The organism is Streptomyces sp. NPDC006602 (assembly GCF_042870385.1).
Lineage (GTDB): Bacteria > Actinomycetota > Actinomycetes > Streptomycetales > Streptomycetaceae > Streptomyces.
This window is the reverse complement of record NZ_JBIAHG010000005.1, coordinates 525,804-546,956: the sequence shown is the minus strand read 5'-3', so window position 1 is coordinate 546,956 and position 21,153 is coordinate 525,804. Positions and strand designations below refer to the sequence as shown.

Here is a 21,153-nt window from a genome sequence, read left to right as displayed (position 1 = left end):
GTTACTGGCTTGCGTTGCTCCTCACAGCCGCAGCTCGACCCGGTAGTCCGCCAGCCAGGTGTTCAGCTGGAGCACCATCTCCATGCTCGCCCGCTCCACCCACGCGAAGGCGCCACTGGGAGCCGCCGCCGCGCCCAGCGCCGCCCGGGTCGCCTCCGCGTCCAGCAGCGGCGCGACCGGAGCCGTCCGGTCCTCGGCCACGTCCCCGAAGCGGTACCGCACGAACTCCCCGTACGCGGCCTCCTGCACGGTCGGGTAGGCGCTCTTGGGCCGGTTGAGCACCCGCTCCGGCAGCAGGTCGGCGACGGCAGCCCGCAGCAGGCTCTTCTCCTGGCCGTTCACCCGCTTCAGCTCGGCCGGCACGTTGTACACGTACTCCACCAGCGCCCGGTCGCAGAACGGCGGCCGCAGCTGCACCCCGTGCGCCATGCTCATCCGGTCGGCCCGGTCCAGGTGGGTCGGTGCCCACCGGGTCAGCGCCAGATAGGTGACCTCGCGCGCCCTGCGCTCGGCGGCCCCCTCCCCCGCCAGATGCGGGACCTCGGTGAGCGCGTCGCGGTAGTGCTGGTCGGCGTACTCCATGAAGTCCAGTTCCTTGCGGAGGGTACGGTCCACCAGCGAGCAGCCGAGACCGCCCGCGGCGGCGTCGTGCCCGCGCTCGAAGGAGACCCACGGGAACGTCGTGGAGTTGCTGTGGCCCGGGTCGTACGCCCAGAAGTAGCCGTTGAACACCTCGTCGGCGGTCTCCCCGGAGAGCACCGTCGTGATCCCGGCGCTGCGCAGGGCCTCGAAGAACAGCAGCAGCGAGACGTCCATGTCGCCGAGCGGGGAGGGCGCGTCCTGGCTGCGCAGCGCGGCGGCGTGGGTCTGCGGGTCGGCGAGCGCCGCCGTGTCCAGCAGGATCTCGGTGTGCTCGGTGCCGATGTGCTCGGCCGCGAGGGCCGCGTAGGGGGCGTCGGGGGTGGCGCGCATGGTCGGATGCGGCTCGAAGTTCTCCGCGTAACCGGAGAAGTTCACCGAGAACGACCTCAGCCTGCCGCCCGCCGCCCGTGCCTCGCCGGCCGCGAGCGCGGTCAGCGCGCTGGAGTCGATCCCCCCGGAGAGCATCGCGCCGACCGGCACGTCCGCGCGCAGATGCGAGGCCACCGCCTCGGACAGCAGCCCGCGCACGGTGGCGACGGTGGTCTCCAGGCTGTCGGTGTGCGGCCGGGCCGGCAGGGACCAGTACCGGCGGTGCCCGGTGCCCGGAGCCCGCACGGTCATCGTGTGGCCCGGCAGCACCTCGCGCGTCCCGCGGAACACCCCGGTGCCCGGCTTGCGGCTGTGCGCGAACAGCTCCCGCAGCCCGTCGGCGTCGACCACCGGCGCCACCGCCGGATGGGCCAGCAGCGCCTTGGGCTCAGAGCCGAAGACGACCCCGGACGGGGTCAGGAAGTAGCACAGCGGCTTCACCCCCAACCGGTCGCGGACCAGCAGCAGTTCCTGCCGCCGCACGTCCCACACGGCCAGGGCGAACAGGCCCTCCAGCCGCTCCGGGAACGCGGCGCCCCACTCCAGATAGGCGTGCAGCGCCACCTCCGCGTCGCCGTGTCCGGTGAACCGGTGCCCCTTGGCGGCCAGTTCACGGCGCAGCTCCCGGTGGTTGGTGACGGCCCCGTCCAGGGTCAGCACCGCCACCGGACGCCCGGACTCGGACTCCACGAGGGCCGGTTGTGCGCCGTGTTCCGGGTCGAGCAGCGCGAGCCGCCGGTGGGCCAGCGCGGCGTGCCCCTCGATCCACTCGCCCGAACCGTCGGGGCCGCGGTGCGCCAGCGCCTCCGCCATCCTCCGTACGGTGGGGGCCTCGGGCGTCAGGTCCCGCTCGAAGTCCACCCAGCCGGCGATTCCGCTCATCGTGGTGTCCTCTCGTTGGCTGCGTCTGATGTGGCTGCGTCTGATGGGGCCGGAACCGACGAGGCCGCGGTCGATGTGCGGGCGCCGTCCGCTTCCTGCAGGGGCACGACCTCCACCAGACAGAGCCCGTGGCGGGCGACGGCCTCCCGGAACTCGTCCAGTCCCGGCGTCCCTTCGCCGCGCACCGCGATGCCCAGCCGGCGCGGGGCCGCCTCCCCGTATCTGCGGTACAGCTCCAGATAGCCGCGCGCGGTGCGCTCCGCGTCGTCGACCAGCGCGAACCGCACCGGCCGCCGCTGCCCGCGCCAGGTCAGCCCGCCCTCCGTGCCGCCCGCGAAGTTGTGCCGCCAGCCGCTGCCGGTCGCGACCACCAACGCGTCGCCGAGGGTGTGCACCCCGGCGGGCACGGTGTACGGCCGTCCGCTGCGGCGCCCCGCGAAGTGCAGCAGCGCGAGCCGCTCGGCCACCGGGCCGGGCTCCGGGCGGGCCAGCAGCTCCCGCATCCGGGCGTCGGCCGCCGCGCGGTCCTCCCCCTCCGGCAGATCGCGTACGACGCGGGGGCTCACGACAGCACCACCCCGGCGGCCGTCAGCGCGCAGCCCGCGATCGCGAAGCAGGTGCGCACCAGGTGCCAGCCGCGCCAGGCCGGACGGGGGTCCCGCCAGCCGGGGCCCAGGTCCTCGGGCCGGGTCCGCTTGACCGTCCGGTTGATCGGCACGTTCCGCGTCTGCGAGACCGCCGCCACCCCCGCCATGCAGACGGCGGCGGCCGCGAACAGCACCCGGGGACCGCCCGAGGCCTGGACCGCGAGCCCCACGTCGACGGCCGTGGAGCCGGTGACGATGAACGGCATGATCCGGTCGTAGCGCCTGCCGAGCAGGATGTGCGTGGACACGTACCGTTCCGGCGTCATCGCGATCAGCGCGGGCATCACGCTCACCGCGACCGCGAAGAGCACCCCCGCCACCAGGCCGGTGCCCGTCAGCACCAGCACACTCAAAGCCTCCACCACCGCTTCCGCCTCCTTCGAACCTTGCGCCGCACTTCGGGCCTGGAACAGCTCGAACCTGTCAGCCGCCCCTCGGACTGCACTCGATTCCCTCTGGGAGCGCGCGGCTCCGCACGGCCTCCGCTCGCCCGCGCCACAAGCCCGGTTCGAGCACCCGGGTGTTGCATCGGCCCGCCGAAATCCGAACGCATTCCCACACCTTCAGGAGCCGGTATGGCGGACGAGACGACCGAAGTACTCATCGTGGGCGGCAGCATGGTGGGCCTCGCCCAGGCCCTGTTCCTCGCCCGGCAGGGCATCCGGTCGCTGCTGGTGGAACGGCACGCGGAGATCTCGGCGCACCCCCGGGCGCAGGCCGCGAGTCCGCGCACCATGGAGCTGCTGCGCGCGCTCGGCCTGGAGGACGCGGTACGGGCCCGGGAGAACCCGCACGCCCAGTACGGCGACATCCTCCAGGCGGAGTCCCTCACCGGGGCCGAACTCGGGCGCTTCGACGGCCCGTTCCGCCACGACCCGAACGACGTGGGCACCACCGGCTGGACGCTGATCGGGCAGGACCGGCTCGAGCCGGTGCTGCGGGAGCGGGCCGAAAAGCTCGGGGCGGACATCCGGTTCGCCACCGAGATGACGGAGTTCAGCCAGGACGCGGAGGGTGTCACGGCCGTACTGCGCGACCTGGGCGACGGCTCCGAACGGACCGTACGGGCCCGGTACCTGGTCGCGGCCGACGGCTCCCGGGCACCGATCCGCACCTCGCTGGGCATCGGTCATCACGGTCAGGGCGTGTTCGGCGGCCAGATGAACATCATCTTCCACGCCGATCTCGACCCGTACGTGGCCGGGCGCACCTTCTTCCTCTGCTTCGTCAGCAATCCCGAGGTCAAGGGCGTGCTCGGCAAGCTGGGCGGCGCGGACTCCGACCGCTGGGTCCTCGCGCCGAGCCTGCCGCCGGGGGCCGACCACCGGGCATACGGGACCGAGGACTGCGTGGAGCTGGTGCGGGCCGCCGTGGGCGTACCCGACCTCCCGGTCGAGGTGGAGTCCGCGACCAGCTGGGAGATCGCCGCGTGGGTGGCGGACCGGTTCCGGTCCGGGCGGGTGCTGCTGGCCGGCGACTGCGCGCACGTCATGCCGCCCACCGGGGGGTTCGGCGGGAACATGGGCATCCAGGACGCGCACAACCTGGCGTGGAAACTGGCGCTGGTGCTGCGCGGGGCGGCCGGCCCCGAACTCCTGGACAGCTACGAGCAGGAACGGGCACCGGTCGCCGAGTTCACCGTCGACCAGGGCGTCATCCGCTACCTCCAGCGCAGCGGCCTCGACGAGGCGGCCGCGGCGAGGCACCGGCCCGAGACCACGGTGCTGTTCGGGCACGTGTACCGCTCGGACGCGGTCCTGCGCGAGGCCGGCGAGGAGGACGACGCGGTGGTCGAGGACCCGACGGCCCCCACCGGCCGCCCCGGCACCCGCGCCCCGCACCTCCTCCTGGTCCGCCAGGGCAAGGAAGTCCCCCTGCACGACCTCCTGGACCGCGACTTCTGGCTCCTGACCGGTCCCGACGGACACGCCTGGCAGGCGGCCGCCGCGTCCCAGGGCCTTTCCTTCCACCGCGTGGGCGAGGAGGAACCCCCGACCGTCATCGACCACTTCCTCACCCGCTACGGCGTCGAACCCACCGGCGCCGTCCTCCTCCGCCCCGACGGCTTCATCGCCTGGCGCACCGCCGGCGAGGTGGCCGACCCCACCGAGTCGCTGAGGGCGGTACTCGACACGCTGCTGCGACGCCCTGCCACGTAACCCAGGCTCACACACACCATGGCCGCGGTGCTCCTCCTCGGAGCACCGCGGCCATGCGCATCATGCGGGCGCAGCCCGCGCTCAGGGGCGCAGGGCCGTATCGATCTGCGGCTCCGCCGCGCGGGCGCGACCAGCCCCCACCGGCCCGCAGTCGCCCAACAGCCCTCGCACGCCCCTCCTCCAGCGGAACGCCTACCGCCGGTCCAAGATCCTCCGCAGCGCATCGACCGCCGCGCGGTCCACCGGACCGGTACGGCCCGCAGTCGTCCGCCAGGCAACGAACCCGTCGGGCCGTACCAGGACCGCGCCGCCGGCCAGCAGGCCGTAGCGACGGCGGAAGGAGCCGTCGGCGTCCCACAGCCTGGTTCCGCGGCCGATGCGGACCACCTTCAGGGCGATGCCCAGCCGCGCGGCCTCCTGTTCCACCGCCCCGGTCCAGCGGCCCGCCACCTCGTCGACGAGCAGGGTGAACCCGTCGCCGTACAGGTCGATGACGGACACCGGGCCCTCGGGAGAGTCGAGTTCGAGATGCGGGGCCCGTGCTCCGGGCCGGGCACCGGGGTGCTCGGGGTCCTCGACGATCGCGTCCGGGGCGCCCTCCTCCACCCCGAACGCTCCCGAGCGGTAGCAGTAGCCGAAGGTCATGGTCGTCTCGTCCAGCAGCTCGGCGGCGACCTCCTGGTACTGCTTGCCCTCACGTACCGCGAACCGCAGCATCGCCTGGCGGACGGTCTCCTCGGCCACCGGGCGCCGCTCGGCGTCGTAGCTCTCCAGCAGCCCGGGACCGGCCGTACCGGACAGCACCAGGGCCAGCTTCCAGGCCAGGTTGTACGCGTCCTGGATGCCGGTACTGGCACCGAACGCCCCGGTGGGCGGCATCACATGGGCGGCGTCCCCGGCCACGAACACCCGACGGGTCGCGAAGGTGTCCGCCACGCGCGCGGAGATGTCCCACGCCGGCATGTCCACCGACTCGATCTTCAGCGGCAGCTCGGGCACCCCGACCGCGGCCCGCACCAGCGCGGTGCAGCGCTCCTCCGTGAAGTCCTCGGCGCGCTCGCCCTGATCGGGGGAGAAGGAGACGTTGATGACCCAGCGGCGGTCGTTGTCGATGGGGATGATCGTGCCGCGCACCTCGGGATTGTTGACGTACGCCGCGATGATCCGGCGGCCGCGCAGCGCCTCGGTCAGGTCGGCCTCGAAGAAGAAGCTGACGAGGTTGGTGATGGTGCCCCGGCCGTGTGCCCCGATGCCGAGCATCTCGCGCAGCGGGCTGCGGCTGCCGTCCGCCGCGATCACGTACTGGGCGCGGATCTGCGAAGCCCCGCCGGTGGACAGGTCGGTGGTGCTGACCAGTACCCCGTCCGCCGTCTCCTCCAGGGCGTCGACCCGGGTCGAGAAACGGACGTCGGCGCCGGCCTCCACGGCCCGCTGCCGCAGGATGGGCTCCAGCTGGTTCTGGTCGATCAGCGTCCACTGGGTGGGGCTGATCCGGCCGATGTCCTCGGGGGACGCGTTGGGCATCCGCACCCGTTCCCTGCCCGCGAGGCTCTCCACGTGCACCAGATCGGTGTTGCCGGAGATGGGGGAACGCCCGGCCCGCACCCGCTCCTCCATGCCGACCGCGCGGTACAGCTCCATCGTCCGGGGGTTGATGGCACGGGCCTTGGGATGGGTGGAGGTGTCGGGGTGGCGTTCCACCAGGGTGGCGCGGACGCCGTGGTGGGCGAGGAAGACGACCGCTGACAGTCCGGTCAGCCCGCCGCCGACGACGAGGACGGGGGTCTGGTCCTGCTTCATGCTGCCTCCTTGTGGGCGGTGACCAGGGTGTGGGTGCCGAGCAGGGGCTGCGCGGTCCCGTCGGTGAAGCCCGCCTCGCGCAGCAGGGCCCGGCAGTCCGCCACCCGGTACTCGGAGCCGTCGGGGCTGACCAGACGCATGTGCAGGCTGCTGAGCAGCCGTTCCGGGTCGCTGCGGTCGTCGTCGATCATCCGGTCGTAGACGAGGACCGTGCCGCCTGGCCGCACCGCCTCGAAGACCCGGCCGAGCAGCTCGCGCCGCCGCCCGGTGTGGAAGCCGTGCAGGATGTGGCCGAGGACGACGACATCGGCCGGCGGGATCGGGTCGTCGAAGAAGTCGCCGCCGGCGAAGGCGATCCGGTCGGCCAGGCCCAGGCCGCCGATGTGCTCGGTGAACAGCGGCCGCGTGCGCTCCAGGTCGAAGCAGGTCGCCTCCAGGTGCGGATGCGCCTGCACCAGCACGGCCGCGAGGTTGCCGCGCGCTCCGCCGAGGTCGACGAACGAGGAGTGGCGGCCCCAGTCGACGCGCCGGGCCAGTTCCGCGCCCATCCGGTCGCTGTAGGCGTCGAGTCCGGCGAGGAACCGCTTCATCTTCGCGGGGTCCTTGTGCCGGTCCCCGACGAATCCGCCCTTGTCCGGGTCGAGATGCTGGGGCTCGCCGGAGCGCAGCGCCTCGGTGAGCCGGCCCCAGGTGCCATAGAGCGTCTCGTTGGTGAGTTCGACGAAGCCACCGAGGTACGAGGAGGAGTCCGGCACCAGATACGTCTGGGCCAGCAGGGAGTTGCGGTAGCGGCCCTCGGTGCGCTCCAGCATGCCGAGACCGACCAGTGCGTCCAGGAAGTCCGGAAGCATCCGGTGGTGCGTCCCGGTACGCCGGGCCAGCTCGGCCGACTCGGCGGGGCGGCCGTCGGCGAGCGCACCGAACACGCCGAGGGTCACGGCGCTGTGCAGCACCTTGGCGGCGCAGTCGGCAATGGTCAGCCGGATCAGCGGTCCGGGATCGACCGCCGGAGCCGTCTGCGGGTCTTCGGTCGTTGTCACACGAGCCTCCTGGTCTGCCTCTGCCTGTTCTTCGGCCTGCGTTCTGCGTCGTACGGCCGTGCAGTGCCGACGATGTCGGCGAGGCGTCGATTCGGGCTCGAAGGGCGCTGAAGCGGGACGGGGTGCGCGGGCGGACGTCACAGAGCCGCCCTCCCTGTGCGGGGAGGGCGGCTCCGGGACGAGAGACGAGAAGGGTCTGGTCAGCTCTCCTCGGCGGCGGCCTCGTGGCCCTGGTGGTCCGCACCGCGCAGCGGCAGGTTCTTCATCGCCAGCGCGGCCAGCAGGCCGAGGACGAGGACCGGTACGGCGGTGAGGAACACGGGGGTGAGCGCGGCGGCGTACGACTGCTCGACGGCGTCGCGCACGGGCTCGGTGAGCCGGTCCAGCGTCTCGGTCGAGGACAGCGCGTCGGGGTCGATGCCGCGCAGCGCGTCCGCGGACGTCCGGTCGGCGATCTCCTCGGTGAGCCGGTTGTAGAAGATCGAGGCGAACAGGGAGATGCCCACGGTGGTGCCGAGCTGCCGGGCGAAGGCCACGGTGGCGTGCACGGCACCGATGTCGTCGCGGGGCGCGGTGTTCTGCGCCGCCATCGTGAGGACCTGCATGTTCAGGCCCGCCGCGATGCCGAAGACCAGCATGTAGGCGATGACCACGGCCCGGGACGTCCCGGTGTCCATGGTGGCCAGCAGCAGCGCCCCGGCGATGCCGATGGCCATGCTGAGCACCGGGTACCACTTGTAGCGGCCGGTCCGGCCGATCGCCGCGCCGCTGATGACGGAGGCGGCGACCAGGCCGAACATCATGGGCAGCAGCACCACACCGGACATGGTCGGGCTGGCGCCGGTCACCACCTGGATGTAGATCGCCAGGAAGTTGACGGAGCCGAGGAAGACGATGCCCGCCGCGACGCTCACCAGCACGCTGACGCTGAAGGTGGAGTCGCGGAAGAGGTGCAGCGGGATGACGGGTTCGGCGGCCCGGCGCTCGGCGCCGACGAACAGCACGGCGAGCAGTACCGCTCCCGCGCCGAGCCCGAGGATCCGCCAGTCCAGCCACTCGTACTTCACCCCGCCCCAGCTGGCGGCCAGGGTGAGCGCGACGATCGCGGCACTGAGCAGGACGAAGCCCGTGTAGTCGATGTGCGCGGGCCGGTCGGTCCGGGGCAGGTGCAGACAGGTGGAGACGAGCACCAGGATCACGACGCCCACGGGCAGGTTGATCAGGAAGACCCAGTGCCAGCTCAGCAGGTCGGTGAGCACACCGCCGACGGCGGGACCGGCGAGCGCGGCGAGGGCGAAGACGATGCCGAAGAGGTTGAAGTACTTGGCGGCTTCGCGCGGGTTGAACAGCTCGCCGATGATGGCGAGTACGGAGACGAAGAGGCCGCCGGCGCCGATGCCCTGCAGGATGCGGAACAGGATGAGCTGGTCCATGGACTGGGCCGCGCCGCTCAGCGCGGAGCCGACGAGGAACACCGCGACGGCGATCAGGAAGATCTTCTTCCGGCCGAACAGGTCGCCGAGTTTGCCGTAGACGGGCGTGGTGACACTGGCGGCGATGATGTACGAGGTCGTCACCCACGCGAACACGTCGAGACCGCCGAGGTCCCCGACGATGCGGGGCAGCGCGGTGGCCACGACCTGTGAGTCCAGCATGGCCAGGAAGACGGCCAGCAGGCAGGCGGTGATGACGGGTCGGATCCGGGTCTGGGCTGCGGGAGCGGCGGCGGTGAGCGGGCCGCCTGCCCCTGTCGTACGGGAGGGCACGGGAATTCGCCTTTCGGGCTGGAGTGGGTGCCATCCCCGTCCCACCGGCCAGGATGTGGCCGGCGTCGTCTGCGGTGTGGGATCCGTCAGGGGATTGCTTCAAGGATTGGTGTGGAGTGCGCCGCACCGCACGAGTGCCTCGTGCGGTACGGCGGGTGGCCGGTCACGAGCGGGGGATGATCGTGACCGGCCACGTCGGTCAGGAGGCGACCGCTCACGGTTCCCGGGTCAGGGGACGAGCACGACCTTGCCGAGCTGGGCCCGTGCCTCCATCAGTTCGTGGGCCTTGACCGCGTCCTCGAGCCGGAGCCGCTCGTGCACGACCGGACGCACCTTGCCGGTGGCGATCATGTCGAGCAGGTCCCGCTGACCGGCCGCGATGGCCTCGGGCCGGTTGTAGAGCATGGCGTACAGGGCGAATCCGGCCACGGTCTTCATCCGGCTGAGCATCAGCGGGTGGATGGGCTGGATGTCGCCGCTGGCCGAGCCGTAGAAGACCAGTCGGCCGAACTGGGCGGTGAGGGCGACGCTCTTGGTGAGGATGTCCCCGCCGACGGTCTCCAGGACGACGTCCACGCCCCGGCCGTCGGTCGCGGCCTTGACCTGCTCGTCCCAGTCGTCGTCGGTGTAGTTGACGGTGACATCGGCACCGAGTTCGCGGACGAAGTCCAGCTTGGCCTGCGTACTGGCGGTGGCGATCACCTTGCCGGCGCCCATCGCCTTGGCGATCTGCACGGCGAGGTGGCCGACGCCCCCGGAGGCGGCGTCGATCAGGATCGACTCGCCGGGCTTGAGCTGGCCGGCCTCCTTGATGGCGTGGTACGCGGTCTGGGCCGGGCTGGGCAGCAGGGTCGCCTCGGCGGCGTCCATGGTGTCCGGGATGGAGATGGCCCAGGCGGCGTCGGCGGTCACGTAGTCGGCGTAGGCGCTGTGGTCGACGTCGACGACGACGCGGTCGCCGACGCGGAGGTTGGTGACGCCTTCGCCGAGTGCCTCGACGATGCCGGCGACGTCACCGCCGGGGGCGCCGGGCAGGGTGGCGTGGCCGCCGATCGGGATGCCCTGGCGGCGTTGGACCTCGGCGAACGTGACGCCGACGGCCTCGGAGCGGATCAGCACTTCGCCCGGTCCGGGCTGCGGCTTCTCCGCCTCTTCGACACGCAGCACCGAGGGGGCCCCGTGCTCGTAGTGGCGGACGATTCGCATGGTGTTCTCCCAACTAGGAGGTGTGTTCGAGCCGCGATGGTCGCTGCGGCTCCGCCCAGGGATCCGGGTTACGGGTTGATCGTGTTGCCGAGGACAATTACATGCTTCAATGCATGTGTTTGTCAAACTGCATATCGGTGACCGGGTGCAGATTCCGGCCAGATCAGGGAACGGGCACCACACGGCCGAGCCGGGAGCGCGCCTCCATCAGCTCGTGCGCGGCTGCTCGACGCCAGGTGACCGCGGCGACGGGCCCCGCGCGACGGGGTCCACTTCCGCCTGCTGCGAACCGGCGGCCCAGTCGTCAGACGGTGCCGAACCAGGTGGTGACGGCGGTGTTCAGCGACTCGCGCAGATCCGCCTCCGGCATGTCCCGGTCGGCGGCCCAGGCGACATAGCCGTCGGGGCGGACCAGCAGACCGGCCAGCTGCGGTTCCTGGGCGCACTCCGCGCGGACGTGCTGGAGCCGTCCGGCCCAGGAGACGCCCGCGGCCCACTTCTCGTACACCTGGCCGATCTCCGGGCCGCCGCTCAGGTCGAGCAGCAGACCGGTGCCGCGCTTCAGGTACTTGGGGAGCGCCTTCGCACCTTCCTCGGTGTCCAGCTCCAGGTCACGGGCGAAGTCGCCGAGCAGCCGGTGCTCGGGGCCGTCGATCGGGTAGCGGACGGTGACGCCGCTGAGCATCTCGGCGAGGTACCGGTTCACCTGCTCCTTGCGCATGAGGTCGGTGAAGAGCTCACGCAGCGGGGTGACGTACGGGTCCGGGTTCATCAGCGCGATCTGCGCGCGGGTGTTGGCCAGCACCTTGCGGGCCGGCGCCTGGCGCTCCCGGTCGTAGCTGTCGAGCAGGCCCTCGGGAGCCCAGCCGTGCACGGTCGCGGCGAGCTTCCAGCCGAGGTTGAAGACGTCCTGGAGACCGAGGTTGACGCCCTGGCCGCCCACCGGGAAGTGGGTGTGGGCGGCGTCGCCCGCGATCAGCAGCCGGCCCTCGCGGTAGCGGTCGGCCTGGCACGCGGAGTCGGTGAAGACGGAGAGCCAGCGCGGCGAGTGCGCTCCGAGGTCGCTGCCCCAGATCTCGCGCAGGCTCGCGGTCAGCTCGTCCAGGGTGAGTTCCGCGCCCGGCTCCCGATCGGCCTGGAAGTCGAAGGTGGACACCCGGTGGTACGTGTCGTCCAGCGGCACGCAGAACAGCAGGCCGCGTTCGGTGCGCTCCATGCCCATGGGGGGGTTCTCGCGGTCGGCGAGGATCACGTCGCCGAGCCGGGCGGTGACCCGGCCGCCGGTGCCCGGGAAGGCGATGCCGGCTTCCTGGCGGACCAGGCTGCGCCCGCCGTCGCAGCCCACGGCGTACCGGGCGCGCAGGATGTAGGCGCCGTCGGGGCCGGTCACCTCGGCCTCGACGCCGTCGGCGTCCTGGCGTATCGCGGTGACCTCGTGGCCCCGGCGGATCTCGGCGCCGAACTCGGTGGCGCGCTCCTCGAGGAGACGTTCGGTCCTGGTCTGCTCGGAGAGCAGGGCGTAGCCGTGCGCGCTGTCGAGGGTGGAGAAGTCGACCCACTCGTCGAGACCGGCGAAGTGGCCGTTGTTCCAGGAGCGGGCGCCCTCGCGGAACCGTTTGAGCAGGCCGCGCCGGTCGAGCGACTCGAGGGAGCGGGCGTGCAGGCCGAAGGCCTTGGAGTGCGGCGTGCGCTCGGGCAGCCGCTCGAGCACCACGGCCCGGACGCGGGAGATGCGGAGTTCGGCCGCGAGCAGCATGCCGACGGGGCCCCCGCCGACGATGAGCACATCGAAGTCGAAGTCGGGATCGTGGGCGATTTCGAAGTCGCGATCGGACGTCTCGGTGGGCATGGGATTCCCTCTCCAAGGTACATGTTCGTCAACAGGTATATGCTTTACATCATGCAGTCGATTGAGAGCATACAGATGCTCGTCTGACGTAATCAACTCGCTTAGAATGCGGACATGGACACTTCGACCCAGCCCCCGCCGCGGGCAGCGGAACTGCTCGACGCTGTCGGCCCCGCCTTCTCTCGACTGCGGCGCGCGCAGGCGCTGAACGTCGAGAAGCAGGTGTCCCGCAAGGACTTCACCAGGACCCTGGTCCTCAACATCGTTCAGGACGGGCCCGACGAGGAGGGCCAGGAGATCACCGTCGGCGTGGTGGGCGAGCGACTGGCCGTCGACCCCTCCGTGGCCAGCCGGATGGTCTCCGACTGCATCTCCGTCGGCTATCTGATCCGCGCGGCCTCACAGCGCGACGGCCGCCGTACGATCCTCCAGCTCACCCCGGAGGGCCACGAGACGCTCGCCCGTTTCCGCCGCCACCAGCGAGCGGCCTTCGAGCGCATCACCCAGGACTGGCCGGAGCAGGAACGCCTCGAGTTCGCCCGCCTGCTCATCAAGTACGTGGACTCCGTGGGCGAGTTGCAGAACGACCCGGGCGCCGCCTGAATCCCCCTGAACGACCGGAGCGGGCCCCGGCACGCGGCCGGGGCCCTTCTCCGCCTCCTCACCCTCGTGCGAGGACCCTCCGCAGGACCGCCGTCAGCGTCGCGGTCTCCTCGCCGTCGGTGTCGGCGCCCGTCGAGCGCCAGGCGACGACACCGTCCGGGCGGACCAGTACGGCGCCCTCGGGGCGCACCCCGCCGTAGCGCTCGGACCAGCGGCCGTCCGGGTCGGACAGGGTGCCCGCGCCGCCGCCCGTGCCCGGCACCACGCGGCGCGCGGCGAGCTTCACTCCCAGCTCGGCGGAGGCGGCGACGGCGGCCGACATCCACTCCCGGCCTCGCTCCCCGACCAGCAGCACGAAGTCCCGCCCGAACAGATCGAGCGTGGAGACGGGTTCGCCGCCGCGCGACAGCTCCACGTACGGCGCGCGGGTCCCCGGCTCGCCGCGCAGCACCCGCGGATCGGAGGCCACCGGAAGGTCCGCGCTCCCCGGTTCCCCGACGACCGCGGCGGACCGGTACGCCTGCCCCGTCGTCACGGTCACCGCGTCCGCCGCGGCGGCCTGCTGCTCCGGCGTGGCAGTGCCGGACCGCACGGCGAGCTGCAGGGAACCCTGCCCGGCCGTGTAGACCGCGACGGGCCGCCGCTCGGCGTCGTACGTCTCGACGAGGCCGGCCGCGGCGACGCCGTCGACCACCAGAGCGAGCTTCCAGGCGAGGTTGTGGGCGTCGGCGATACCTGTGTTGGCTCCGTAACCGCCGGTCGGCGGCACTACATGGGCCGCGTCCCCGGCGAGCAGCACCCGCCCGTGCACGAACCCCTCGGCGACCTGCTCCGCCATGTCCCAGGGAAAGCGGGAACGGATCGTCACCTCGACCCCGGGCGCTCCGATCGCGGCACCCACCAGCTCGGCGCAGCGGGCGTCGGTGAAGTCCTCCAGGCTCTCCCCGTCCTCGGGCCGGTACCCGACGATCAACGTGCCCCCGCTCAGCGTGTCGTCATGGACGAGAATCCCCGTGACCTGGGGGTTCTTCACATGGACCACGCTGTAGCGGCGCTCCCCCAGCACGGGCCGCAGATCCGCGCCGAACGCGATGCTCACATGGCGGGACAGCACCCCGCGCCCCTGCCGGGGCACCTTCAGCGCCTCCCGCACGGTGCTGCGCGGCCCGTCGCAGGCGACCAGGTAGGAGCTGCGGAAGGTGCTGGTGCCGGCCCCGTCGCCGAGGACCGCGGTGACCCCGTCCGGGTCCTCCGCGAAGGACAACAGCTCCGTACCGAACCGGAGGTCGGCGCCGAGTTCGACGGCACGGTCCCGCAGCAGCGGCTCCAGCCGGTCCTGCGGCAGCAGCAGCAACCGGGACGGAGTGAGGTCGCCGAGCTCGTCACCGCCCTCCAGCTCCTCCTTGCTGAACAGCACCTCGCCCGCCAGGGAGGTCACCCCGGCCCGGGTACGGTGCGTCGCGAAGCCCGCGGCCTCCCGCACGGCGGCGTCCTCGATCCCGGCCTGGCGCAGCAGTTCCCCGGTGCGCGGGTAGTAGCCGACCGCCCGCGGATGGATGGAGGTGCCCGGATGGCGTTCCACCAAGGTGCAGCGGACCCCGTGTCGGGCGAGGAACAGGGCGGTGGACAGGCCGACCAGGCTTCCGCCGACGATCAGCACGGGCGCGTTCGGTACGGATACGTTCGGTACGGGTGCGTGGCTGGAACTCGGAGTCATCGTGCGATCCCTCTCTCGGTACGGACGTCGGTCCTGCTCACGGGGTCGGCAGCCCTGCCCGGCGCAGCGCCAGGTAGTCGACGACCTCCCAGTGCTCCGCGACCTTGCCGTTCTCGATCCGGAACTGGTCGCAGGTGCGCATCTGCAGGGGCAGCTGGGAGGGGCCGCCGCCGCTCCAGGCCCCGGTGAGCGTGCCGGTCCAGGTCACGAAGACCATCACCCGGTCGTCGGCGGCCACGATGTGATCGACAGTGGTGACCAGGTCGGGGAAGGCCGCGATGTTGTCCGCGAAGAACGCCTTGAAGGCGTCGAGCCCGTCCGGCACCGTCTCGGTACGCATGTTGTGGTGCCGGTAGTCCTGGTGGTAGTAGCGATCGGCGAGGTCGAGTTCGTGGTCGCTGAAGACGTCGCGGTACGCGCCGAGCACCAGCTCCGCGTTGGCCCGCTCGGTGTCGCTGTGCGGGCCGTGCAGACCGGGCGCGGCCGGCTGGCCCTCGCCGTCCGGCCCGCCGGCCAGACCGTGCGCGTCGAGCACGTCCCGGTCGACGACGTTCCAGTGCTCGGCGACCTTGCCGTCCCGCGTGCGGTACAACTCGGCGGTGTGCAGCCGGAACGGCTCGCCCGAGCGGGTGCGCCCGGTCCAGGTCGCGAAGAGCATCACCCGGTCGTTGTCGGCCACCAGGTGGTCGATGTCCGCGCGCAGTCCGGGGAACTCCCGGGTCATGGCCTGCCAGCGGTCGGCCGGGCCGGCGGCGGAGGCCGCGAGGGGGTCGTGCTCGGTGCAGTCGGCGTGGAAGAAGCGCCCGGCCGCGTCGAAGCGGTGGGCGCGGTACAGCTCCTCGTACAGACCGCGGACCAGCTCGGCGTTGCGCTCGCGCTGCCCGGCGGGGATCACAGTGGTCATGGGTTCCTCTCGGATCGGCTCGGATCGGTGGGGCCCGCCAGGCGCTCAGGCCTTGAGCGCGTACGTCGACCAGTGGGAGTCGGCCTCGAAGCCCAACTTCCTGTTGAGCGCGACCACGGCGGTGTTGGCGGTGTCGTTGAAGACCTGGACCAGCGCGAGACGGTCGTTGTCACGGGCCGCCCGGACCATCAGCTCGGCCTTCAGCCACGTGGCGATGGACCGCCGCCGGTGCGGGGGCAGCACCAGCGTCTCGCCCGCGTCCGCCATCGGGCTGTCCCGCACGAACAGCGTGCTGTACGCGACGACGCCGGTGCCGTCCTCGGGCAACGCGGCCACGACGGACGGCCGGTGGCCCGCCCGAGCCGCCTCGGCCTCGCGTGCCCGTACGTCGGCGACGGAAGGCCGGCGGATCCGGGCCTGGCCGTTGACCCGTTCCTCCAGTGCGCTCCAGGCCCTGGCGTACGACTCGACGAGGTCGTCGGGACAGGGGCCGTCCCACGACACCAGCCGGTACCCGGGTACCGGGCGGCTCGCCGCGGCCTCCAGCACGGCACGCGCGGGACCGGCCGTGCGCAGCCGGTTGCGCACGGTCTCGCCGACGCACTGCGCGCCGAGTTCCGCGGCGAAGCGCTCGGCGGCCGTCCCCCTGGGGGCGTCGGCCAGCAGCAGGTCCCGTCCCCTCTCGCGCAGCGCGGACAGGCCCGCGGCGGCCAGCAGCCGGCCCGCACCCCGGCGCCGGAAGGCGGGAAACACCCACAGCGAACCGTGCCCGGGCCCGGCCGGATCACCCAGGTCGAGGCCGAGCTTCAGCACTCCGGCCGGGGTGTCGCCGTCGTAGGCGACGAGGACCAGCCGCTCCGTACCGTGGCGGCGCTGGAACAGCCGCGCGAGCAGCGCCTGAGTCACCGGTGGATCGGCGGGCAGTTCCAGACTCATGGTCTCCCGGAAGCCGGGAAGCAGGGCGGCGATGGTCGCCGGGGCGTCGCCGTCGAGGCTGCGAATCTTCATGGCCACACTGTGTGCCCCCGCTCTCGAAGCGCCGTCGAGGAGAACTCGACAGCGCACGAGCGCGGGGGCGGGGCGGGACGGTTCGGCTCACTCGTCGTGCAGGGTGATGGCCTGCACCGGGCAGGCCCGGGCCGCCTCCTCCACCAGGGGGTCACGGGCCTGTTCGGCCCCGCCCGGCAGCAACTGCCCCACTCCGTCCTCGTCCTGGGTGAACACCTCGGGGGCCGTCATGGCGCACATGGCGGCCCCGATACACCGGTCCGTCGCGACACTGATGCCCATACCTGATCCCTCACTCACCATTCGACGGGGAGTTCGGCGACTCCCTGCAGCACGTACGGGGCGTTCAAGGGCAGTTGGTCGGAGCGGAGCGGAACCCGCAGGCCCGGGATGCGCCGGAAGAGGGTGCGGAAAGCGATCTCCATCTCCGCGCGGGCCAGGTTCTGGCCGATGCACTGGTGGATGCCGTAGCCGAAGGCGACATGGCGTCCGGCGGAGCGCCGGACGTCGAAGGAGTCGGGGTCCTCCCAGGCCCGGGGGTCGCGGTTCATCAGCATGGTCGACATGGCCACGCCGTCACCCGCCCTGATGGTCTGCCCCGCGATGTCGATGTCCTCGGCCGCCACCCGCATCAGCACGTCGCCGATGGAGGTGAAACGCATCAACTCCTCGACCGCGCCCGGCAGCAGGGACTCGTCCGCCCGCAACAGCGCCAGCTGGTCGGGATGTTCGAGGAGCGTCACGGTCCCCAGCGCGATCATGTTCGAGGTGGTCTCGTGCCCCGAGACGAGCAGCAGCGAGCAGATCATCGCCAGTTCCTGGCGGTCGACAGAGCCCTCGCTCAGCTGATGGGCGATCAGTTCGTCGATCAGGCCGTCGCCCGGCTGCTTCTCCTTCTTCACGATCAGGTCGTACAGATAGGCCAGGATCTCGGTGAACGCCGTACGGGCCACATCCGCCTCTCCCTCACCCGAGGAGGACAGCACGTGCCGGGACCGTTCGTCGAAGTATCCGCGGTCCTCGAACGGCACGCCGAGCAGGGCGCAGATCACGGCCGAGGGAAGCGGAAGCGCGTACTGGGACAGCAGTTCGGCGGGGCTGCCCCGGTCGAGCATCTCGTCGATCAGAGCCTCGGCGATCCGCTCGATCTCGGGGCGCAGTTCGGCGACCCGCCGGATACCGAAGCCCGGGATCACCATGCGCCGCTGGCGGCCGTGCTCGGGATCGTCCACACCGACCAGCGGGGGCGCCGCCCGCTGCTGCGTCTGGGCGGCGATACGCGGGGCCAGGAACGGGAAGCCGGGATGCAGGACGTCGGAGGACAGCCGCGGATCCGGGAACAGGGCCCGGCCCACCTCGTTGCCGGTGACCAGCCACACCTGGCGTCCGTCGTAGAGCGTGACCTTGGTGAGGGGCCCGCGCTCGCGCAACTCCTCGTAGCCGACGGGCATCTGATAGGGGCAGGCCCGGGTCATCGGATAGTCCGGCGCCTCGGTTCCCGCGGCCGGCCTGGTGGTCTGCGTCATGGTGCGCCTGCTGGGTCGGTTCCCGACACAGGCCATTGAGCCCCGCCGCTCTTGAGGACGCTTGGAAGATCCCTGGAGGCGACGGGGCTCGGTTCGGCGCAACGGCGGGTTCAGGCTCCGCCCGTCACCCGCAGCGTCTCGCCGTTGGTGTTGCCGTTGGCGGCGGAGCCGAGGAAGACAACGGCGTTCGCCACGTCCTCGGGCGCCGACATCCGCCCCGAGGGCAGGCTCTTGCCCTTCTCCTCCAGGAAGCCGGGCGGCACGTGCGCGCGGACGGTCTCGGTGCTGGTCTGGCCGGGCACCACCATGTTGACCAGGATCCCCTCGGGCCCCAGCTCCCAGGCCAGACTCCGCATCAGCCCGAACAGCGCGGACTTGCCCGCGCCGTACGCTCCCGCGCCCGCCTTGCCGGTGTCCGCGAGGCCCGCGCCGAGCAGCACGACCCGGCCCCACGGGCGCCCGCGCATCCACGGCAGCACCGACTGCAGGGTGTGGAACACCGCCTCGACGGAGGTGCGCAGCACCTCCTGCCACTGCTTCGCCGGCACGTCCTCGAAGCGCGGCACCGGCCTGCCGGGACGCGGAATCGCCTCGCTCCACACCACCGCGTTGGCCACCAGCACATCGATGCCGCCCCACTCCTCGGCGACCCGCTCCACCGCCTCCCGCATGCACCGCTCGTCCGCGAGGTCGTAGCGCACCACCAGCGGCGTGCCACCCGCCTCCGTCACCAGCCGCGCCGTCTGACGGGCACCGTCCTCGTTCGAGTGGTACGTGATCGCGACCCGGGCCCCCTCCTCCCCGTACGCCACGGCCGTCGCCCGGCCGATGCCCGAGGAGGCGCCGGTGACCAGCACCACCTTGTTCCGCAGATCCGTCCTCATGACTCCACCTCGGTCGTCGGGGCACTGTGGCCGATGCTCTGGGCGTGCCGGAAGAAGTCCTCCGGGTCGTAGGCCCGCTTCACCTCGCGCAGCCGGGCCCGGTTCTCACCGAAGTACTCCCGCTCCCAGTCCCCATCCACCCGGGAACTGGGGAAGTTGATGTACGAGCCGCAGGCGAGCGGGGCCAGGGCCGCCGCCGCACGGTCGGCCAGGGCGGTCAGCCGCGCCGGTGCCGCCGGGTCCGTCGCCACGTCACGGCAGGCGAACTGATAGCCGATCAGGAACCGCGCGTCCCGGTGGGCGTAGGCGGTCGCGGTCCTCGGCACCCGGTTCGCCGCGCCGCCGAGCGCGACGCACAGCAGGTAGCGTTCCTGGCCCTCGGCGTCCAGCGTGGGATCCCACGCGTCGAGCAGCGCCGCCGACTCCGCACGGGTCGCGGCCCGACCGGTCAGCCGGTAGCTCTGCCGGGTGTACGGATGCCGGTGCCCCTCCGCTTCGGGCCCGGTACCGGTGCGATGGCACTGGGCCACGGTCTTCGAACCGCACAGCGCCTCGTGCATCACCTCGGCATAGTCGCCCCGCGGGCCGACCGTCCGGCTCAGCGGCTTGCTCCCGGCCCGTTCCGCCAGTTCGTCCAGGGCGGCCCGCACCTCCTCGGCCGTCCCCAGGTGCACCCCCCAGACCCGGACCACGGGACGCCCGCCGGGCCCGAACATGCCGGGCAGCACCACCAGGGAGGTGCCGAGCTCGTCCGGCCCGTCGACGGCCCACTCCTGCCAGGCCGCCAGCACCTCCACGGCGTCCTCGTACGCCCAGAGCGTCTCGAACCCGGTCAGCACGGCCGCGTCGACCGGGGACACCTCGAACTCGGTGACGACGCCGAAGGTGCCCCCTCCGCCGCCGCGCAGCGCCCAGTACAGATCGGGCTCCTCGGTGGCCGAGCAGCGCACGGTCCTGCCGTCCGCGAGCACCACGCGCGCCGCGGTGACCCGGTCACTGCCCAGCCCGAAGCTCCTCGTCTGCCAGCCGATCCCGCCGCCGGTCAGAAACCCGCCCGCACTGACCGTGGGAAACGTCCCGGTGACGATCTGCCGGCCCTGGGTCCGCAGGGCGTCCAGCGCGTCCAGCGACTGGACGCCCGCGCCGAGCCGCACCACGGGCCCGGCGGCCACGGCGTGGTTCATCCGGGACAGGTCGACGACCAGTCCCTCGCCCGTCGACCAGCCGTTGAAGCTGTGGCCGCCGCCCCGGACGTGCACCCGCAGTCCCTGGTCCCGGGCATGGCGCACACACAGCGCGATGTCCCGCTCGGACGCGCAGTACGCGACGGCGTGCGGCTCGATCGTGTCGTACTCGGTGTTCTGGATCTGTCTGGCCAGGGCGAAGCCCGCATCGTCCGGCAGGACCAGCTCGCCGCCGATACGGTCCCGCAGCGCCGCCGCCCGCATCAGTCGTCGATGCCGAACTTGCCGGCGGTCACCTTGGAGCCCGCGTGGCCGCGCAGCTTGGTGCCCTGCGGGTCGAAGAACTCGGCACCGCCGGTGCCCTGCCACTCGGTGTCCGACACGAACTCGCCCGCCACCCGGACATGGGCCTCTCCGACGTGCTTGCCCTCGGGGTCGGCGGCCAGGATGTGGAAGCCGTACTCGAAGGTGTCGGGGCCCGTGGAGCGCCAGGTGCCGAGGCCGATGTTCTTGGTGTTGAGCTGGGTGGAGACGACCGAGCCGTCCGACGAGAAGGAGACGAGTCCGGGAACGGCCTTTCCGTCGTCGTCCAGCTGCGTGGTCCAGGTACCGACCAGACGTGCGTCGCTCATCACAGTTCTCCTCGGGAGGTGGGATGTTGCGGCCAGACTTCCGGCCCGCTCTCAAGACGCGCTCGAGACGCCCTGTAGGTGGGCGTGCCGTCCTCCGCGGGACGGCACAGGGTGCCGAACTCCGGATGCCACAGGCCGGCCACATGCGTGGACCCGAGCGCGACCAGAGCCCGGTACGCCGGCCGCAGGCAGTAACGCACCAGCCCCCGCCACACGACGCCCAGCACAGTGCCGCGGTCCTCGCGGGCCACCTTGTCGGGATGCCCCTCGGGCAGGAATTCGGGATTGAACGGACGAACGGACACGACGCTCCTTGGTGTGAGTCCTGAGTCCTC

General features: G+C 72.0%; 19 protein-coding genes. 2 read left to right on the top strand and 17 right to left on the bottom strand.

Annotation, left to right across the window (positions count from 1 at the left end; genetic code table 11):
• Positions 1-21: 21 nt before the first annotated feature.
• The 3 genes from asnB to ACFYO2_RS17715 are packed head-to-tail and all read right to left on the bottom strand — an operon-like array spanning position 22 to position 2,905.
• Positions 22-1,893 (bottom strand): asparagine synthase (glutamine-hydrolyzing), encoded by a 1,872-nt coding sequence (gene asnB / locus ACFYO2_RS17725; RefSeq protein WP_388349518.1) that lies wholly within the window; start codon positions 1,891-1,893, stop codon positions 22-24.
• Positions 1,890-2,459 carry a hypothetical protein gene (locus ACFYO2_RS17720; protein ID WP_388349517.1) on the bottom strand — a complete coding sequence of 190 codons (570 nt, stop codon included), beginning with the start codon at positions 2,457-2,459 and terminating at the stop codon, positions 1,890-1,892. The genes asnB and ACFYO2_RS17720 overlap by 4 nt, the downstream gene beginning before the upstream one ends.
• On the bottom strand, positions 2,456-2,905 hold the full coding sequence (locus tag ACFYO2_RS17715; RefSeq protein ID WP_388349515.1) for a DUF1772 domain-containing protein: 450 nt from the start codon (positions 2,903-2,905) through the stop codon (positions 2,456-2,458). Before ACFYO2_RS17715 ends, ACFYO2_RS17720 begins: the two co-directional genes overlap by 4 nt.
• Before the next feature lie 210 nt (positions 2,906-3,115).
• Between ACFYO2_RS17715 and ACFYO2_RS17710 the strand changes: the two genes are divergently transcribed.
• Entirely contained in the window at positions 3,116-4,699 is a 1,584-nt protein-coding gene (locus tag ACFYO2_RS17710; RefSeq protein ID WP_388349512.1) for an FAD-dependent monooxygenase, read from the top strand.
• A gap of 192 nt (positions 4,700-4,891) precedes the next feature.
• Here ACFYO2_RS17710 and ACFYO2_RS17705 read toward each other — a convergent pair whose 3' ends face one another.
• The 5 genes from ACFYO2_RS17705 to ACFYO2_RS17685 all read right to left on the bottom strand — a co-directional run bounded on the left by ACFYO2_RS17705 (position 4,892) and on the right by ACFYO2_RS17685 (position 12,360).
• Entirely contained in the window at positions 4,892-6,499 is a 1,608-nt protein-coding gene (locus tag ACFYO2_RS17705; protein ID WP_388349510.1) for an FAD-dependent monooxygenase, read from the bottom strand.
• Positions 6,496-7,539 carry a methyltransferase gene (locus tag ACFYO2_RS17700; protein ID WP_388349508.1) on the bottom strand — a complete coding sequence of 348 codons (1,044 nt, stop codon included), beginning with the start codon at positions 7,537-7,539 and terminating at the stop codon, positions 6,496-6,498. The genes ACFYO2_RS17705 and ACFYO2_RS17700 overlap by 4 nt, the downstream gene beginning before the upstream one ends.
• A gap of 200 nt (positions 7,540-7,739) precedes the next feature.
• Positions 7,740-9,305 carry an MDR family MFS transporter gene (locus ACFYO2_RS17695; protein WP_388349506.1) on the bottom strand — a complete coding sequence of 522 codons (1,566 nt, stop codon included), beginning with the start codon at positions 9,303-9,305 and terminating at the stop codon, positions 7,740-7,742.
• Between the two features lie 228 nt (positions 9,306-9,533).
• A complete protein-coding gene (locus ACFYO2_RS17690) occupies positions 9,534-10,511 on the bottom strand; it encodes a zinc-binding alcohol dehydrogenase family protein (protein ID WP_388349504.1) in 978 nt (325 codons plus the stop codon).
• Positions 10,512-10,815: 304 nt separating this feature from the next.
• Positions 10,816-12,360 carry an FAD-dependent monooxygenase gene (locus tag ACFYO2_RS17685; RefSeq protein WP_388349503.1) on the bottom strand — a complete coding sequence of 515 codons (1,545 nt, stop codon included), beginning with the start codon at positions 12,358-12,360 and terminating at the stop codon, positions 10,816-10,818.
• A gap of 114 nt (positions 12,361-12,474) precedes the next feature.
• On the opposite strand from ACFYO2_RS17685, the gene ACFYO2_RS17680 reads away from it, so the two are divergent.
• The gene (locus ACFYO2_RS17680) at positions 12,475-12,963 is read left to right on the top strand and encodes a MarR family winged helix-turn-helix transcriptional regulator (protein WP_388349501.1); all 489 of its coding nucleotides are present in this window, start codon (positions 12,475-12,477) and stop codon (positions 12,961-12,963) included.
• Between the two features lie 58 nt (positions 12,964-13,021).
• Here ACFYO2_RS17680 and ACFYO2_RS17675 read toward each other — a convergent pair whose 3' ends face one another.
• The 9 genes from ACFYO2_RS17675 to ACFYO2_RS17635 form a co-directional block, all read right to left on the bottom strand.
• The gene (locus ACFYO2_RS17675) at positions 13,022-14,680 is read right to left on the bottom strand and encodes an FAD-dependent oxidoreductase (protein ID WP_388349499.1); all 1,659 of its coding nucleotides are present in this window, start codon (positions 14,678-14,680) and stop codon (positions 13,022-13,024) included.
• A 37-nt stretch (positions 14,681-14,717) separates the two neighbouring features.
• Positions 14,718-15,584 (bottom strand): ester cyclase family protein, encoded by an 867-nt coding sequence (locus tag ACFYO2_RS17670; RefSeq protein WP_388349498.1) that lies wholly within the window; start codon positions 15,582-15,584, stop codon positions 14,718-14,720.
• Positions 15,585-15,629: 45 nt separating this feature from the next.
• Complete coding sequence (locus ACFYO2_RS17665; protein WP_388349496.1) at positions 15,630-16,592, bottom strand: GNAT family N-acetyltransferase; 963 nt, start codon at positions 16,590-16,592, stop codon at positions 15,630-15,632.
• Positions 16,593-16,679: 87 nt separating this feature from the next.
• Complete coding sequence (locus ACFYO2_RS17660) at positions 16,680-16,874, bottom strand: ferredoxin (RefSeq protein ID WP_388349495.1); 195 nt, start codon at positions 16,872-16,874, stop codon at positions 16,680-16,682.
• 14 nt (positions 16,875-16,888) lie between these two features.
• The gene (locus ACFYO2_RS17655; protein ID WP_388349493.1) at positions 16,889-18,118 is read right to left on the bottom strand and encodes a cytochrome P450; all 1,230 of its coding nucleotides are present in this window, start codon (positions 18,116-18,118) and stop codon (positions 16,889-16,891) included.
• Positions 18,119-18,228: 110 nt separating this feature from the next.
• Positions 18,229-19,002, bottom strand: a complete 774-nt coding sequence (locus ACFYO2_RS17650; RefSeq protein WP_388349491.1) for an SDR family NAD(P)-dependent oxidoreductase — start codon at positions 19,000-19,002, stop codon at positions 18,229-18,231.
• Positions 18,999-20,450 carry an FAD-binding oxidoreductase gene (locus ACFYO2_RS17645; protein WP_388349489.1) on the bottom strand — a complete coding sequence of 484 codons (1,452 nt, stop codon included), beginning with the start codon at positions 20,448-20,450 and terminating at the stop codon, positions 18,999-19,001. The genes ACFYO2_RS17650 and ACFYO2_RS17645 overlap by 4 nt, the downstream gene beginning before the upstream one ends.
• Positions 20,450-20,818 carry a hypothetical protein gene (locus ACFYO2_RS17640; RefSeq protein WP_388349487.1) on the bottom strand — a complete coding sequence of 123 codons (369 nt, stop codon included), beginning with the start codon at positions 20,816-20,818 and terminating at the stop codon, positions 20,450-20,452. The genes ACFYO2_RS17645 and ACFYO2_RS17640 overlap by 1 nt, the downstream gene beginning before the upstream one ends.
• The gene (locus ACFYO2_RS17635) at positions 20,818-21,123 is read right to left on the bottom strand and encodes a hypothetical protein (RefSeq protein ID WP_388349485.1); all 306 of its coding nucleotides are present in this window, start codon (positions 21,121-21,123) and stop codon (positions 20,818-20,820) included. The genes ACFYO2_RS17640 and ACFYO2_RS17635 overlap by 1 nt, the downstream gene beginning before the upstream one ends.
• Positions 21,124-21,153: the final 30 nt, after the last annotated feature.

Coding starts and splice junctions, on each gene's coding strand:
- asnB (WP_388349518.1), bottom strand. CDS start 1,893: ATGAGCGGAATCGCCGGCTGGGTGGACTTCGAGCGGGACCTGACGCCC.
- ACFYO2_RS17710 (WP_388349512.1), top strand. CDS start 3,116: ATGGCGGACGAGACGACCGAAGTACTCATCGTGGGCGGCAGCATGGTG.
- ACFYO2_RS17705 (WP_388349510.1), bottom strand. CDS start 6,499: ATGAAGCAGGACCAGACCCCCGTCCTCGTCGTCGGCGGCGGGCTGACC.
- ACFYO2_RS17690 (WP_388349504.1), bottom strand. CDS start 10,511: ATGCGAATCGTCCGCCACTACGAGCACGGGGCCCCCTCGGTGCTGCGT.
- ACFYO2_RS17685 (WP_388349503.1), bottom strand. CDS start 12,360: ATGCCCACCGAGACGTCCGATCGCGACTTCGAAATCGCCCACGATCCC.
- ACFYO2_RS17680 (WP_388349501.1), top strand. CDS start 12,475: ATGGACACTTCGACCCAGCCCCCGCCGCGGGCAGCGGAACTGCTCGAC.
- ACFYO2_RS17675 (WP_388349499.1), bottom strand. CDS start 14,680: ATGACTCCGAGTTCCAGCCACGCACCCGTACCGAACGTATCCGTACCG.
- ACFYO2_RS17670 (WP_388349498.1), bottom strand. CDS start 15,584: ATGACCACTGTGATCCCCGCCGGGCAGCGCGAGCGCAACGCCGAGCTG.
- ACFYO2_RS17665 (WP_388349496.1), bottom strand. CDS start 16,592: ATGAAGATTCGCAGCCTCGACGGCGACGCCCCGGCGACCATCGCCGCC.
- ACFYO2_RS17660 (WP_388349495.1), bottom strand. CDS start 16,874: ATGGGCATCAGTGTCGCGACGGACCGGTGTATCGGGGCCGCCATGTGC.
- ACFYO2_RS17655 (WP_388349493.1), bottom strand. CDS start 18,118: ATGACGCAGACCACCAGGCCGGCCGCGGGAACCGAGGCGCCGGACTAT.
- ACFYO2_RS17650 (WP_388349491.1), bottom strand. CDS start 19,002: ATGAGGACGGATCTGCGGAACAAGGTGGTGCTGGTCACCGGCGCCTCC.
- ACFYO2_RS17645 (WP_388349489.1), bottom strand. CDS start 20,450: ATGCGGGCGGCGGCGCTGCGGGACCGTATCGGCGGCGAGCTGGTCCTG.
- ACFYO2_RS17640 (WP_388349487.1), bottom strand. CDS start 20,818: ATGAGCGACGCACGTCTGGTCGGTACCTGGACCACGCAGCTGGACGAC.